Genomic DNA, 15,294 nt, shown 5'->3' with positions numbered 1-15,294 from the left:
ACAGTTTGGAGGCGAGCGAGGTCATGAGGCCGAAAAGGGAATCGGAGATGAAGCTGAGGGATTGGAATGAGCCGTTTTACTTAGCTTTCATCTAATCAAAATGAAAGGGAAACGATCATATTTTACAAAACCTCAAGAGGAAGTAGCTTGATTTCAGAAATCCGCTCCCTTTCCGCCGACTGTCTGCCAAGCCGCATCAAGGCAAGCGTCTGTGAGGTCTCGACTAGCCAGAGTGTCGCAAATTTCTTCAATCCTATATGGTTTCGTCCCATATAAAACAATAAAAAAATCATGAAGGATAACCAAACTTTGTTTTAAAAGATTGGAACAGGAGTGGGTTCATGGGAGACCCCCGCCGAAAGCGAGTGCCTGGACGGACAAATTGTACTCATACTAAAAAACTGTAGGCAAACTCGATTTTCATCGAGATTGCCTACAGTCCGAGAGGGAACAAATACCCCCTTTATTCAATCGCTGCGTTCTATCTCTAGATCTGCTTGCTGAAGTCGCGCTGCGCTCCCCTATAACTTCCGATGATATTTTGATAACCAGGAAGCTGGCTGGAAAGTAAAGCACCAAAACCTTCGACATCGTTGCGCCAATCACGTTGTAATTCGCATGCTACGCTAAACCAGTTCATAAGCTGCACACCGCCATGGGCCATGCGCGCTAATGCTGCATCAGCTACTTGTTTGCTTACTGTTCCAGAAGCATCAGTGACAGCGAATACTTCATAACCGGCGTTCAATGCGGAAAGTGCCGGGAAAGCAACGCAGACATCTGTAACCACGCCCGCGATAATAAGTTGTTTTTTTCCAGTTTCTTCGATTGCTTTAACAAAATCTTCATTATCCCATGCGTTAATTTGTCCAGGCCGAGCTATTTTTGGTGCGTGAGGAAAAAGTTCTTCCAATTCTTGCATGAGCGGTCCGTTTGGTCCGTTTTCAAAGCTTGTCGTTAAAATGACCGGTAAATCAAAAAACTTTGCGGTGTTGGCAAGGGCCATGACATTGTTCTTGAATTCATCAACACCATAATCACGCACTAGCCCGGAAATAAGGCCGGTTTGATGATCCACCAGAAGAACGGCAGCATCATCTTTGGAAAGACGGGAATAGAGATCAGACATTTTTAAAGTCCTCCTTTTATTAAAAGCTATCGAAGAAAGTTCATATGTAGGGAAATCCCCCAACTCCTCCGTTGGTTCCAATCAGTTTATAACTTAACTGACTATTGATATAAGTTTACCTATAAACTTATATCCCGTCAAACATAAATATAATAAGAATCATTGATTATTGATTAATCTATAGCTGGAGTGTGATCGATCCAATGAATGAATTGCTGTAAATAACGCTCAAGATAACGTTTTGTTTGATCGTCGGTAAGCACTTTCCGATCAGAATCAATCTTTTTATGTACTTGCGAAATCAGCATTTTTTGAAATGGAAGGACATGTACTTGCATGGCTTCCAGTACTTGCCTGATTTGCATTTGAGCAAATGCAGTACCCATTCCACCTGGAGTAGCTCCAATCAGGCCAACTGGTTTTTTGGTAAGTACGGCGGACTCCCGAGGTCTTGATGCCCAGTCCAATGCATTTTTTAATACGCCTGGCATTCCAGAATTGTACTCTGGACTTACGATAATGATACCGTCGACGTCCTGGATGGCGGATTTAAATAATGTCACCGTTTCTGGAACCCCGCTAATTTCTAGGTCTTCGTTAAAAAACGGAAGATCATTAATTTCGATCCAGCGAAATTGATACGAATCAACCATATCTGTCAATGATTGAGCAATGATTCGATTATAAGAATTTTCCCGTAAACTGCCGCAAATAAGGCCGATGGTCCTGGTCATCTACTTCCCTCCCTGTTTTCACCTATAGTACCATAATGTACCAAAAGTAAAAAAGTGACGTTATTCCTAATTACACCTTGTATGTATTAATTTGGCTTAACTTAATAGACCTCTTCCATTTTCTGAATATTTCCAACATACTATAACCTATAAGGCGTTGGGAGGAGTGCAGAAATGGATGAAAAGAAAGTTACATGGTTAGAGCTCTTTTATGATTTGTTATTTGTGGCGGCCGTTGCGGGCGCAACTCATGTTTTACTGCATGTTGAAGATGGATATATCCATCCAGAGTATTTATTAAAGTTCGTGCTGATTTTTATTCCTATCTGGTGGGCTTGGGTAGGGCAAACCATATTTATTAACCGGTTTGGAAAGGATGTATTTCATCAACGGCTATTTTTGATCTTGCAAATGTTTTTTGTCCTGATCATGACATCAAGCTTATCTGCGGATTTCAATCCTTATTACCTTTCTTTTTTAATTGGTTATATTGGTCTAAGAGCCGTTACTGCTATCCAATATCTCGTTGTACAGCGGATAGAAAAGGGATTTCGAAAAAAGGCAGCACTCTTTTTGGGAAGGTATTTCTGGATTGGAATCGCCATTTCACTATTCTCCGTCTTTTTTGATTCTTGGCTTAGGTATGCTGTGCTGTATTTAGGCATCCTGGTCGATATCATTGTCCCGATCCTTGGAAGAAAGTGCTTGGAAAAGGTTCCCACAAATACGGCCCACCTGTTGGAGCGCTTTGGCCTATTTACCATCATTCTCTTTGGGGAAGCTCTTGTCAGCACGCTTGCGGTCATTCAGCCTAAACAAGGAAATTGGGATTCGATAGCCTTTTCCATCATTTCATTTGCCCTGATAATAGCCATGTGGTGGCAATATTTCGATAACATGGAGAAGAAAGTCGACAAATCTGTACAATCTTCCGGCCAAATCATCATTTACGGTCATCTGTTTATTTTAATGTCTATAAGCATGATTGCAGCAGCCATCAGGTTATTGTTTTTACATGAAGTACATTATTCATTTATCCTCTATTTTGTTTTTGGTTCCGTATTGCTCTATTTCATGTCAGCCACGTTTGTTTTCCACCAATATAGACATAAGCACCAGCGGTTGCAAATATATCATTTAGGGTTATTTTTAGGGATTTTAGCCGTCTTTTTTATTTTTAATTTGTTTGTCGGGGTACCGAATGTTGTGATAATAGCCGAATTAACATTGTTCTTTATCATCTATGCTAAACTAACGACTACATAATAAAGGATTCAAGGAAACCAGTATCATACGATAATACTGGTTTCTTCATATCAAAGTTGGAAGTTTTTGCATTTGACACACATTTGGTTTATTCATAAACTGATTGGAACAAAGAAAGTATGAGGTGACATTCATGCATCCCTCCACATCTAATAATGAGGAAAGACTAGGTTTAATGTTATGGTTCCGGATCACACGGATATATAACCAGAGTATCCGGGAATCCAATCAACATTTAAAGAAATGGAATCTATCGGCAGCCCAATTCGATATCTTGGTTCAAGTGGGTTCCCATGAACGATTGTCTCAGCAAGAACTGGCAAACAAGCTTTTTGTGACGAAAGGCAATATCACTCAACTATTAAGGAAAATGGAAGAGTTGGGATTGATTAAACGGGAACAGGAATGGAAAACGAAGTACCTATCTTTGACTGAGGAAGGTAAAGAGTTTTTTCATGAAGTCGTTCCAAAACAAGAGCATTTTCAGGCATCACAGTTTGCCAACTTGAATGAGACGGAAAAACAGCAGCTTTTGGATTTACTTAGTAAGGTTCAAAAATAATAAAAAACAGATCACCCGTTTGAATGGTGATCTGTTTTTCTATCTTTATTACTCGGTTTTTTCATGAACAATGAAAGCACCACATTCACTTTGGCGAATCAAACTAATTTTAAATACAAGTGATGAACCAGAGGCAGCAGCTGCCGGTAATATTTTGTATCCATTTCCGTAGCACACCCCCGCCATACCAGCCGGTCTATTTGTAACTATTGCAAAAAAAATCTTTGAATGTAAGTACTTTTTGCCCCTTTAAATAACGAATTCTCAATTTAGACAAACTTCTAGTTTAATTTTTCTATTCGATTGCCATTTGACATTTTGTATACATACGTATACATTTAAAATAAGATTGAAAAGTGTATACGTATGTATACAAAGAAAGAGGTTTTCTACATGAGAAATGAAAAATCGAATAAGAATGGACATCACAGAGGAAAAGACCATGGTTCACACCATCGGGGCCCAAAAACGTTTCGCCGCGGAAGAGCCATCGCTTTTTTAGACATGATGAACCTTAAACGTTCAACCATTAAGGTACAGTTAGATCAACCAGAATTTCAATCCATTCAGCAAATCTTAGTCGGTGAATTAAAAGCGATTGATATGTTAATCAACGAATTCATTCAATTATTCGAAATACAAGAAAATGAAGAAGCAGCCGAAAAGGAAACTTTCCAATCATGGCAAGAAAGGAATGGAAATGAATGAAACAAATTAACAGTTATATCGATTCATTATTTTATTCTAAAGACGATCTCTTGGAAGAAGTCATTGCGTCCATACAAGAAAACGGTATGCCGTCCATATCTGTATCTCCCTCATCTGGAAAACTACTTACCATGCTCATATCGATTTCAGGAGCTAAAAATGTGTTGGAAATAGGCGCTCTTGGAGGCTATAGCGGGATCTGCCTTGCCAGAGGTTTCGGCAGTGAAGGTAAATTAACCTCCCTTGAATTACAGGAGGAATACGCAAAATTAGCTTATCGCAATCTAACCAAAGCTGGCTTTGGCGATCAAGTATCCTATATGACCGGAGAAGCCCTGCAAAGCCTTGAAAAACTCGCTCATGATAACAAGAAATTTGATTTCTTCTTTATAGATGCTGACAAGGACAATTATGAAAACTACCTGCAATATTGCATAAAACTCGCAGAACCAGGCGCTTTAATCGTCATGGATAACGTACTTGCAAGGGGCAGTGTCGCAGATCCGGATGCTGAATCTAAACGTCACACTGCCTTTATGAAGGCATTCAATGAAACCGTGGCCAAACATCCTCAACTGGAATCCATGCTAATCCCAATCGGTGACGGGCTGACCCTTTCAAAAGTAATAATCGATCAAACTCACCAGTAAATAGTGCGAATTCACGAGTAAAGTGCCCAAACTCACGAGTAAACTGCCCAAACTCACGAGTAAACCGCCCAAATTCACGAGTAAACCGCCCAAACTCACGAGTAAACCGCCCAAACTCACGAGTAAACTGCTCGCACGAACTCTCGTGAATATCGCTCGAACTTTTAATTTTATCGACCAAAATTTCTAATATATCGATCAAACTTGAGTTTATATCAATCAAACTCGAGTTTATCGCTCACTCTCTCGAGTAATGTGCGAATTCACGAGTAAATCGCCCAAACTCACGAGTAAAACGCCCAAACTCACGAGTAAACTGCTCAAACTTACGAGTAAACCGCCCAAATTCACGAGTAAACTGCTCAAATTCACGAGTAAACCGCCCAAACTCACGAGTAAAACGCCCAAACTCACGAGTAAACTGCTCAAACTTACGAGTAAAACGCCTAAACTCACAAGTAAACTCCTCAAACTCACGAGTAAAACGCCCAAATTCACGAGTAAACGGCGAATTTGCGGGGATATCGATTAGAATCACGATTTTATCCATCAAACTTGAGTTTATATCGGCCAAAATCACGAATATATCGCTCAAAGCCACGATATTGTCACCCATATTCCCTTTTCATGAAGAAAATTAAAATGAATTTCTATATTCTTGAATGAAAATGATTTTTATTATCAATAATAAAATGAAAGAAGGGTAACCAGTTGATGGTTACCCCCGATGTTTTAAATTTCTGGATCAAATGTTTTGCAATCCGTTTCTTTGCTATTTGATGCTTGCTTCCCTTTATGGCTGACAACATAAATAGCATCTGCGCTGCATTTGTTTCCAGAATCCCAATATTTACAATTATTCACTTCACATAGTACATCTTTTGCCATCTTATCACACCTCCTCATTTGCTATCATTAACAAAGTTGGGGTTATTGATACTTTCCTTTTTCAGGTTTTGGTGTCTTAATTTTAATTGCGGGCATCATAACGAACAAAAATCCGGGCAGTTTCCGCCCGGATTTTTTATATGCTTATGCGGATCTTTTCAATAGTTCTGCTTGAGGGATTTTCCAAAGCTCCCGCCATTTTTTCAAGGCGGCAACCAGGATGATCAAGCCCAGAATTAACATGGTGATCGATAGTATTCCGTTCAAGATGCTGAATCCTGCAGAGTCCGGGTTCAGGTATACGTTTTTCACCATCCAGTACCCTGCTACATTGACTGTTACATATAAGTAGGCAAGGGGTACGAGGCATGTCCAGATATACCAGCGTTTGTCTGCGATTTTCAGTACGACGGTCGCACCGATGATGAGTCCAATCGAAGCCATGAGCTGGTTGGATACGCCAAAGAGTGCCCAGATCGAACCGATGTCCCCAGAGTAAAGCAGATATCCCCAGATAAAGCAGGCTAATGCGCTGGCGAATATGTTCCCCGGCAGCCAGTCGACTCGTTTTAATGGTTTATAGAACTCCCCGAAGAAGTCCTGGATTAAGTAACGGGCAACACGTGTCCCTGAATCGATGGCAGTTAATATGAACACCGCCTCGAACATGATGACGAATTGGAAGAAAAATGAAGCTAATTTGTCAAAGAAGGGTATTTCGGTGAAAATATAGGTCATGCCGACAGCAAGTGTAACGGCCCCGCCTGTCCGTCCCTCCAGATTAATGCCGATTTCTTCACTGAGTTCGTCAAGGTGTACGGTTTCCATACCTAATGTTTGAAATACTTCAGGTGTGGAGTTAATCGCAAAATAATCTCCTGGCTGCAGTGAAACCGCAGCAATCAATGCCATGATGGCAACGACACATTCCACAAGCATCGCCCCGAAACCAACGGATTTGATATCACTCCATCGGTTTAACATTTTTGGAGTTGTGCCTGATCCGACAAATGCATGGAATCCTGAAATCGCGCCACAGGCGATGGTGATTGAAATGAATGGCCAAACAGGACCGGCTACGATCGGGCCCCCGCCATTAATGAATTCGGTAAACGCAGGAAACTGGATTTCTGGATTCACTACGAAAACGCCGATGATCAGTGCGGCAAATACACCGATTTTCATGAAGGTACTCAGGTAATCACGAGGTGCCAGCAGCAGCCAAACAGGCAAGGCGGCTGCGAAGAAAGCATAGATCGGCAAAATGATGGCAAGTGTGCTCGCCTCAAGTGTCAATAAGTCGCCAAGTGCCGTTCCTTGAATGTTCGGCCCAAGTAAAATTGCGGCCATGATGAGCCCGAACCCGACGATGGTCGCCCCTTTCAGGTTGCCGGTTTTTTTATGGTAAAGCCCTACACCCATGGCGATCGGAATGGTGATCCCGACAGCGAACGTCCCCCATGGATTGTTTTCCAGAGCATGCAGAACGACCATTGAAAGCCCTGCCATCGTGATCGTGATGATAAAAAGCATCGCGAGTCCTGTACAGAAGCCTGCTACAGGTCCAAGTTCTTCTTTTGCAACTTCCGAAAGGGATTTGCCATCTTTACGCATCGATGCGAAAAGCACGACGGCATCATGGACGGCTCCCCCGATTACAGCCCCGATCAGTAGCCATAATAAACTTGGCAAATACCCGAATTGTGCAGCAAGGATGGGTCCCACCAAAGGACCAGCCGCTGCAATGGCTGCAAAATGGTGGCCGAATGCCACCCATTTATTTGTTGGAACATAATCTTTTCCATCTTCTAATTTATGGGCCGGTGTCGGCTTGGAATCATCAAGTTTTAATACTTTGAGTGCTATGAATGTCCCGTATAAACGGTAGGCAATCATTAATATACAAATGGAGCCTATGACAATTGTAACCGCATTCATATTTGAACCCCCTCTATTACTTACATCGTAAAAAAATGATATCACAATGAAAGCGAATTCAATGGGTTTTCAAGTTATAATGCAGATATCGAGGGATGGACTGCATTATGAAGAAGTTAAAATGCAGAATTATGAAAATTTTTAAAAACCGATCAGCTGCTTTAGCTCCTTTACATACGTCCGGCTTACCGGGATGTTCGATCCGTCGCTCATAATGAGATTATAAGTCGAGTTGAACCAAGGCTGTATTTCGGATATATGGATGACATTCACGATAAAACTTCGATGCACCCGTAAAAATGAGCGCTTATCGAGCTTCTTTTCAAGAACGATGAGAGGGTCGCCGATTTTATATTCATTTTCCCCGGTTTTTATGACCGTCTTTCCTTCCACGAGTCCTATGAACAAAATATGATCCCGGTCGATCAAAACGATGCGATCATCTATCACTACAGCCAATTTACCTGTCTGTTCCACCGCCATTCGGCTGGCGGGAGCTGTTGTTCCGGATTCTTCTTTCCCGATTTGACGCTGCTTCATGAGCTTATCCAATGTTTGACGTATCCTTTTTTCATTAAAGGGCTTTAATAAATAATCAAATGCATATAACTCGAAGGCTTGGAGGGCAAACTCATCATAAGCGGTCGCAAAAATGAGCGAAGGTGCGGGGTCAAGTTCCGCCAATTGCTTAGCCAAATGCAAACCATTGCCATCTGCAAGCTCAATGTCCAAAAAGACAAGTTCCGGTTTAAGGCGGGAGATATCCCTCATGGCATCTTCTATCCCCTCGGCCTCACCCACGACTTCAACTTGCCTGCTTCTCTTCAGCAGATATTTCAATTCATCTCTAGCCAGTGGTTCATCCTCTACGATAAATGCTTTCATCATCGTTGCCATACTCCTTTTTCGTTGAGTGGTATTGATATGTTCACTTTGGTTCCTTGTCCCGCTTCACTTTCGATCGAGAGGCTGGCCTGACCTTTATAGATCCCTTCCAGCCGTTCACTGATATTATGAAGGGCCGTTCCTGTTCCCTTAGCCGATTCTACAGCATGCTTGCCCAATTCATCTATTCTCCCGCCCGGAATCCCTTTTCCGTTATCCTCCACAGCAATGTGCACCGCATCGTCTTTAAAGTATGCGTGAATGATGATTTGGCCTTTGTTTTTCACATGTGGAAATGCATGGTGTACCGCATTCTCAACAAGCGGCTGCAATGTGAATGGAGGGATGAGAACTTCTTTAAGCCTTGGCTCAATGCAATAATCGATTTGATATTTATCTGGAAAACGCGCCTGCTCCAGTGATAAATATGCGTTAACATGCTCCAATTCCTTTTCTAGCGGCACCAGCATTTGGCGGGCCCCTTGTAAATTAGAGCGAAAGAAGGCACTGAGCTCCTGCAATAAACTTCTTGCCTTCTCGACATCCGTCCGGCATAGAACGGATATCGTATTGATTGCATTGAATAAAGATGGACCTGTGCCTGCAATGCTTTAATTTCAGCATCTTTCAATAATTTCGTTTGCATTTCCGCTTTCGCCAGTTCCAATTGAGTGGAAAATAATTTGGCCAACCCTTCAGCTAACTCTTGTTCCACTTGGCTTAATTTATCCGGATGCTTGAAATACATCTTCAAAGTCCCGACCGTTTTCTGTTGGACCTGCAACGGCAGGACTACGGCCGCTTGCAATGGACATTGATCATGAAAGCAATAGATGTCCTTTTTTGTTTTGGCCACGATGATTTTCCCTTGTTCAAGGGCTTGTTTCGTTAAACCTGTCGCTATCCCCACCTTAGGGACATGGTGATCTGACGCAGCACCAACATGGGCAAGCACGCTATGTTCATTAGTAATGGCCACGGCATCGGCTTCAGTCAGACCCAAGATGATTTGGGCTATTCTCTTGCATGAAGTTTGATTCAGACCTTGCCGGAAAAAGGGCAAAGTCTGATCCGCAATCAGGAACGCAAGATTGGTTTGTACGGCCCGGGTCCTTGCTTCGTCCCTTGTGATCGACTGAATGATGAGCATGAATAGTAAAGTCCCGAACCCATTGATGATGATCATGGGAATCCCGATTACTTGTACGAGCTCCCACGCCCTTTCAAATGGTTTGGCCGTCACCAGGATGATGCCCATTTGGATCGCTTCCAAAGCCATGCAAATGGGAAGGGCAAACCAAGGGGTGATCGTCCCATGCTTTCGCCGCCTTTTACCCAAAAGACCAGATAAAATCCCAGCCAAAATCGCAGCGACAGCACAAGCCCCCGCCGTAAAGCCTCCGAGAAAATAACGGTGAAGCCCCGCAATCAAACCTACTCCCAACCCAACAAAGGGTCCTCCCAGCAGACCGCCGATAGCCACGCCCATAATTCTTGTGTTGGCAATCGCGTTATCGGGAGCAATCTCAGCATGCCAATCACCCTCCGGCAAGGCATGAGTTCCGATTTCAATCCCAGTATAGTTACTTATGATGCCGAATGTTCCAAAAAGTGCGATAAACATGATTTTCTTCGACATTTCATGTTCATGGCCTATCATTTGCCGAAAGGGTTTCATATAAGAAAGCAGGAAGGCAGCAATTACGATGATCCCCACTTTTTCAAACAGCGACGGTAATAAATCAACCAAAGGATTCACCCCATTTCTGGCTTTTTCATTCATCTTACACCAGCCATGAAATCCTTGTCGAATTTTGTTTTAGGTTTAGGAGATGGGTGTGTAAATAAGTTAGCAATTGAATAAAATCCAACCCGACGTGCCGTATCATTTCTGGAATAGCAGTCGTCATTTTTGGAACCCTACACACCCAAAAATAGTTTATTGTTAAACGAGGAAAGTAAACAGGTTATTTCATTTTAGGAACGAGTATGAGGTATGAATATGGAATTGAGAAATCAAATCATTTATATCAGTAAAAAAGTATTGAATAGTATTAAGAATTTCGAATTTGATTTTGTAACTACTATATTTATCTATGATAAAGAGCTAAATGTTTTATATTCCAAAAGTAATGATGAAAATAAGGATTTATGTAAATTGGTTATAGGAGAATCTGTTGAAAATAATGCATTTATTTTAAGTTCATTGCAAAATACGACTGTAAAAACTAAAAATCAAATTTCCGGAAAGGATTTTAGTGTTATAGCTTCCCCCTTCCATAAAATTAGAAATAAGGAATTGCAGGGCTATGTAGGTATATTCACAACGGATGATAGTGAAAATTTCAAAATGATTTCTGAAATGCTCGCTAATCAAATCTCCTACGAGTTACATGTGTACCGTGAGAAATTATTAATTGAAGAAATAATAAAAACAGATAGATCGGCTTTAATCACCAGGGAACCGAAAAATAAAGTTGAATTGCGGATCATCCAGAATATAACGCAAGGTCTCAAAGATAAAGAAATAGCTGATAATCTGCATATTAGTGTTTCTACAGTTCGTAACCATATAAATAAATTGTTTGAAGAATTAGACGTGGCCTCCAGATCACAATTAATCAGCTTGCATTATGAAAATAAATTGGATGAAATTCTTCATGAAGTGAAGCTGGAAAACCGCAATTTATAGTACTTTTGGAAATAAAAAGCGAAATTCATTTTGAAGGTGTGCAATTCGCATATAAATCTACACATTTATAACAATCAAAAAACAGCAGTAAAAACACTTATGAATTTAATCCCATTTCTTTTCTGCGAAATGGGATTTTTTATGCTTACCCGAAATATGTTACCTATTGAAGAGGGATAAAGCTTATATTATGTTAAAATTTAATGGAATGATTATTGCGCTTGATAAAAAAGGAACTGCATGGAATATTTAAGCTCATTTGTTCATGCTTTCAGTTCAGGAAAATTTCATGAGAAGTTGTAAATGATAAAGTAAATAAGCGGAGGCGATTAATGTGTTGGTAGTTACCACAGAAAAAATTGAAGGATACAAAATTGTAGAGGTAAAAGGGCCTGCCTTCGGTCTAATTGTAAGAAGCAGAGGGATTGGCGGCGATATCATGGCAGGGTTAAAATCCCTGGTAGGCGGGGAGATCAAGCAATATACAGCGATGCTTGAAGATTCAAGAAAAGAAGCTATGGACCGTATGATAAAAAATGCCACTGAAATGGGTGCAAACGCAATTATAATGATGAGATATGATTCTGGGGAAATCGGTACGAATATGAGCGAAATTGTTGCATATGGAACCGCCGTCATTGTGGAGAAAATATAATGAAATTCATCATAGGGTACTATATATTACAACTTATTATAGTTATCTTATGCATTTTACTTGGATACTTTATCTATGATAAACGGTTTAAACGCAATCACGGGGTAAAAGTTCCCGATGGATTTCAATCGACGGATGAAATAAATATAGACCCCGTGACAGGAGAAAAAACAAGGGTGTATTATAATTCTGATACGGGTGAACGCTTTTATAAAAAAGAAAAATAATTAAAAGGCCACGATTTTTACAATTAAAACCCCTTGTAATCATACAAGGGGTTTTGATAACGACATTATTTTTCCATTACAGGCTTATAGTGCCCTGGTATGTTTTGGGCTGAAATGGCCAATCGGTTCCAGCCATTGATCGTGATGATTATGGTAACGAGATCGATATATTGTTTTTCATCAAAATGAAGGCGGACCCTCTCATACAGTTCATCAGGTACACCGTTGGCAGAAATGGCCGTGACCGCTTCCGTCAATTCCAGCGCTGCCCTTTCCGAATCAGAATAGAATGGTGTTTCACGCCAAGCACTCAAACAGTAAATTCTTTGTTCCGTTTCACCCATTGCCCGGGCATCCTTTGTATGCATATCCAAGCAGTACGCACAGCCATTGATTTGAGACGCGCGGATTTTAATCAATTCGATTAAAGCGCTATCGATTTCCGTTGTTTTCTTGTACTCCTCCAAACCCATCATTAATTTGACCACTTCACGATTTGTCTTCATATAGTTAATCCGTTGTTCCATGTCAATCTCCTCCATTAAATCTTTTTAGGTTCCACTTATAAGACAAAATAAAGGTTTGATTTGTGACATCAAAAAAAAAAGACCCCTCAATCTATCACAGGAATATGATTTAATTTATCGGGATTGGTGACAATGAAGATTTTGCGGATATTTTTTTGTTTTGGATCTAATTCAAAGCAGATGACTTTGATAGGCTTTCCTTCTTTCATTTGCAAAATTCCCTCCTGGCCATTGACCATCACCGGAAGAAGTTCTCCCATGAAGCCTCCTTTAGCAGAAACGCCTTTAAGAAAGGCGAATACGCGCTGTCTGGTCACAATTGGATTCAATGCTGAACGCACTTTTCCTCCACCGTCAGTAACAAGGACAACATCTTCTGTAAGAAGATCCAAAAACTCCTCAAAGTTTCCTGTCGCAGATGCTTTTATGAATTTTTTTGCCAAAAGATCGACATGTTTCGTATCCTCCGGGTAGACTGGCCTATCATCCTGTAATTTCCGCTTAGCCCGGCTATAGATCTTTCTGCAGTTCACTTCATTCTTTTCCAGCATCTCGGCGATATCTTCATAGCTGTAAGTGAAGGCTTCCCTAAGCACGAAAACCGCTCTTTCAACAGGTGAAAGCTGTTCCAGCAAAACGAGGAAGGCATATGCAACCGTTTCATCCGTTACAACCTTATCCAGAGGCTGATCTGTTTCGTTCACCCGAGGTTCCGGCAGCCAAGGTCCTGTGTAAACCTCTCTTCTCTTACGGGCTGACTTTAAAAAATTCAAACAGCGATTTGTCGTCATTTTCGCAAGATATGCTTTCATGTCCTTAATTTCGGCGGTATCAAGCTTAAGCTGCAGGAATAAATCATGAACGATATCTTCTGCATCGGTAACCGATCCAAGCATCCGGTATGCGATGGAAAAAAGAAAAGGTCGATATGTCTTATATAATGTATCCAACTCCACTTGCTTCACCTATTTTCTATCAAATTCGTTTTTCGAAAACCTATGACTATTTATTCTCTAACCCCATCATATATCCTTCTTCACCTTGTTTAAAGCAGACAGAACTATCATTCAAACAGCATAAAAAGAGCAGCCAAAGAGCTGCCCTCAGACTGTAGACAAACTAGCTCCCTACCGTTCAACAGGTTTCCTTCTTATGCCCCCCTTATGGTGGTGTACCCACTTTCGGATACTCATTTATCAAGGTGTTTCATACCATACGATATCATCAAACATTTTTACGACCCGCGGTATGAAGCCTTCTTCATATTCTTCCGGGTATTGAACGATCGCATAGTAAACGCGGTCACCCTGTTGAAAAACCGACACTGTACCCACTATGGAATAATTACTGTCTTTCTTACTAATGTCAAATTCGACCTCAGACCAATCGAATCGCTTAGGCGTGTTATCAGATGGCTGTTTTATCTCAAAGCCATTGCTTATCACAACTTCCCTCGCAAACTCCTTCTTTTCTTCTATTGTCGCATTCGTCCCCTCACTGTTGGAAAATATCTGAACTTTGGCATCCTCATTTCTCTTGCCTGCAAAATTTGCAAAAACAATCATTGCATCTCCTTCACCAGAACTAGCCTCTTCAACGACCATATCATCCACGATGTAGGTTGAGAATCCCAATGCCTGACTGTGATGAAGCGTGAATTGGAATGGTTCTTCCATACCTTCCAATATGATCGTATCCGTTTTCGTATTTGGCCGATCTTTTGCCGGATCATCGACCGGTTCACCTGAAGGACCTTCATCTTGCCCGTCGTTTTGCTTAGGATTATCATTTGGCTTTTCTGAAATTGGCGGTGATTCCTTATTTCCCTCCTGGACTCCTATACAAGCACCAAGTCCTGTTACCAAAAAAACGGCTGCCAAAATCAACCATATCTTTTTCATTGGAACCCTCTTTTCATGTGTTTTTAACAAATTATTATACGGTCCCATATGGAAAAAAGTTACACTACGTTTCATTGAATATCAGACTTTATCGACTAAAAAAGATCGATACTCACTTTCAACTAAACCACTCGATAGATAGTTTGAATGTATGATGATGTAAAGAAGAATTGCACGTTCAAAAGGCCGCCAATTGGCGGCCTTCATAACTTCCCTTGTCTTATATGTACTAATTGAAAAATAAATGTTTTGGTTAAGATCCAATGCTATGTTCCACTGCAGTATCCCAACTAGGAAAATAATACAATGCATTTTTCATTAACTCCGGATCTGACTTCTTTACCTCTTTCTTTCGAGGTGGCTTCCCTTCTTTTTCTACCAATGCAGAAATTTGATTCACGACTTCTTCAACACTCATATTTACTTCCATCTCTGTTCCCTCCTTCTCGCTTATTCATATAATTTCCCAATTGATGAAAAGTAATACAATTTTTTTAGCTAAACTACCAGTTTAGCATTCCTGTAGTTCGTT

The 15,294-nt window shown here is 40.9% G+C and carries 18 protein-coding genes and 1 pseudogene; 7 read left to right on the top strand and 12 right to left on the bottom strand.

The genetic code is table 11. From position 1 onward, the window contains the following. Positions 1-122 precede the first annotated feature (122 nt). The 3 genes from J7I96_RS14000 to J7I96_RS13990 all read right to left on the bottom strand — a co-directional run bounded on the left by J7I96_RS14000 (position 123) and on the right by J7I96_RS13990 (position 1,863). Positions 123-293 (bottom strand): hypothetical protein, encoded by a 171-nt coding sequence (locus J7I96_RS14000; protein WP_214923506.1) that lies wholly within the window; start codon positions 291-293, stop codon positions 123-125. A 194-nt stretch (positions 294-487) separates the two neighbouring features. Further along, positions 488-1,129 carry an isochorismate family cysteine hydrolase YcaC gene (gene ycaC, locus J7I96_RS13995; protein ID WP_048681500.1) on the bottom strand — a complete coding sequence of 214 codons (642 nt, stop codon included), beginning with the start codon at positions 1,127-1,129 and terminating at the stop codon, positions 488-490. 173 nt (positions 1,130-1,302) lie between these two features. Then, on the bottom strand, positions 1,303-1,863 hold the full coding sequence (locus J7I96_RS13990) for an NADPH-dependent FMN reductase (protein ID WP_214923503.1): 561 nt from the start codon (positions 1,861-1,863) through the stop codon (positions 1,303-1,305). A gap of 174 nt (positions 1,864-2,037) precedes the next feature. Here J7I96_RS13990 and J7I96_RS13985 point away from each other — a divergent pair, with 174 nt between their 5' ends. The 4 genes from J7I96_RS13985 to J7I96_RS13970 all read left to right on the top strand — a co-directional run bounded on the left by J7I96_RS13985 (position 2,038) and on the right by J7I96_RS13970 (position 5,049). Then, entirely contained in the window at positions 2,038-3,129 is a 1,092-nt protein-coding gene (locus tag J7I96_RS13985) for a low temperature requirement protein A (RefSeq protein WP_214923501.1), read from the top strand. A 133-nt stretch (positions 3,130-3,262) separates the two neighbouring features. Beyond that, positions 3,263-3,691 (top strand): MarR family winged helix-turn-helix transcriptional regulator, encoded by a 429-nt coding sequence (locus J7I96_RS13980; protein WP_095391529.1) that lies wholly within the window; start codon positions 3,263-3,265, stop codon positions 3,689-3,691. 393 nt (positions 3,692-4,084) lie between these two features. Next, positions 4,085-4,399: a hypothetical protein gene (locus J7I96_RS13975; protein ID WP_214923498.1), complete on the top strand. Its 315-nt coding sequence runs from the start codon at positions 4,085-4,087 to the stop codon at positions 4,397-4,399. After that, positions 4,396-5,049, top strand: coding sequence for an O-methyltransferase (locus J7I96_RS13970; RefSeq protein WP_214923496.1), 654 nt, complete (start codon positions 4,396-4,398; stop codon positions 5,047-5,049). The genes J7I96_RS13975 and J7I96_RS13970 overlap by 4 nt, the downstream gene beginning before the upstream one ends. A 238-nt stretch (positions 5,050-5,287) precedes the next feature. Here J7I96_RS13970 and J7I96_RS13965 read toward each other — a convergent pair whose 3' ends face one another. The 5 genes and pseudogenes from J7I96_RS13965 to J7I96_RS13945 form a co-directional block, all read right to left on the bottom strand. Continuing rightward, positions 5,288-5,650: a hypothetical protein gene (locus tag J7I96_RS13965; RefSeq protein ID WP_214923495.1), complete on the bottom strand. Its 363-nt coding sequence runs from the start codon at positions 5,648-5,650 to the stop codon at positions 5,288-5,290. A 131-nt stretch (positions 5,651-5,781) separates the two neighbouring features. Beyond that, positions 5,782-5,937, bottom strand: coding sequence for a DUF1540 domain-containing protein (locus J7I96_RS13960; protein WP_065421101.1), 156 nt, complete (start codon positions 5,935-5,937; stop codon positions 5,782-5,784). 144 nt (positions 5,938-6,081) lie between these two features. Next, complete coding sequence (gene cstA / locus J7I96_RS13955; RefSeq protein WP_063575196.1) at positions 6,082-7,875, bottom strand: carbon starvation protein CstA; 1,794 nt, start codon at positions 7,873-7,875, stop codon at positions 6,082-6,084. A gap of 141 nt (positions 7,876-8,016) precedes the next feature. Further along, complete coding sequence (locus J7I96_RS13950; RefSeq protein ID WP_214923493.1) at positions 8,017-8,763, bottom strand: LytR/AlgR family response regulator transcription factor; 747 nt, start codon at positions 8,761-8,763, stop codon at positions 8,017-8,019. After that, positions 8,760-10,510, bottom strand: a pseudogene (locus J7I96_RS13945) (LytS/YhcK type 5TM receptor domain-containing protein). The gene J7I96_RS13950 and the pseudogene J7I96_RS13945 overlap by 4 nt, the downstream one beginning before the upstream one ends. A 252-nt stretch (positions 10,511-10,762) precedes the next feature. Between J7I96_RS13945 and J7I96_RS13940 the strand changes: the two are divergent. From J7I96_RS13940 to J7I96_RS13930, 3 genes are all read left to right on the top strand, one after another. After that, positions 10,763-11,452 carry a response regulator transcription factor gene (locus J7I96_RS13940; protein WP_214923491.1) on the top strand — a complete coding sequence of 230 codons (690 nt, stop codon included), beginning with the start codon at positions 10,763-10,765 and terminating at the stop codon, positions 11,450-11,452. A gap of 334 nt (positions 11,453-11,786) precedes the next feature. Beyond that, positions 11,787-12,107, top strand: coding sequence for a YbjQ family protein (locus J7I96_RS13935; RefSeq protein WP_095391560.1), 321 nt, complete (start codon positions 11,787-11,789; stop codon positions 12,105-12,107). Continuing rightward, positions 12,107-12,334: a hypothetical protein gene (locus tag J7I96_RS13930; RefSeq protein ID WP_214923489.1), complete on the top strand. Its 228-nt coding sequence runs from the start codon at positions 12,107-12,109 to the stop codon at positions 12,332-12,334. Before J7I96_RS13935 ends, J7I96_RS13930 begins: the two co-directional genes overlap by 1 nt. A gap of 65 nt (positions 12,335-12,399) precedes the next feature. Here J7I96_RS13930 and J7I96_RS13925 read toward each other — a convergent pair whose 3' ends face one another. The 4 genes from J7I96_RS13925 to J7I96_RS13910 all read right to left on the bottom strand — a co-directional run bounded on the left by J7I96_RS13925 (position 12,400) and on the right by J7I96_RS13910 (position 15,192). After that, on the bottom strand, positions 12,400-12,861 hold the full coding sequence (locus tag J7I96_RS13925; RefSeq protein ID WP_054399644.1) for a carboxymuconolactone decarboxylase family protein: 462 nt from the start codon (positions 12,859-12,861) through the stop codon (positions 12,400-12,402). 86 nt (positions 12,862-12,947) lie between these two features. Then, positions 12,948-13,817, bottom strand: coding sequence for an RNA polymerase sigma-70 factor (locus J7I96_RS13920; protein WP_214923487.1), 870 nt, complete (start codon positions 13,815-13,817; stop codon positions 12,948-12,950). A 240-nt stretch (positions 13,818-14,057) separates the two neighbouring features. Beyond that, positions 14,058-14,762 (bottom strand): hypothetical protein, encoded by a 705-nt coding sequence (locus J7I96_RS13915; RefSeq protein WP_214923484.1) that lies wholly within the window; start codon positions 14,760-14,762, stop codon positions 14,058-14,060. A gap of 253 nt (positions 14,763-15,015) precedes the next feature. Further along, positions 15,016-15,192 carry a hypothetical protein gene (locus tag J7I96_RS13910; RefSeq protein WP_164855090.1) on the bottom strand — a complete coding sequence of 59 codons (177 nt, stop codon included), beginning with the start codon at positions 15,190-15,192 and terminating at the stop codon, positions 15,016-15,018. Between the last annotated feature and the right edge of the window lie 102 nt (positions 15,193-15,294).

It is taken from the genome of Bacillus sp. ISL-78 (assembly GCF_018613455.1).
Taxonomy (GTDB): domain Bacteria; phylum Bacillota; class Bacilli; order Bacillales; family DSM-1321; genus Peribacillus; species Peribacillus frigoritolerans.
Note: the sequence above shows the minus strand (reverse complement) of the source record. Positions and strands in the feature narration are given on the sequence as shown.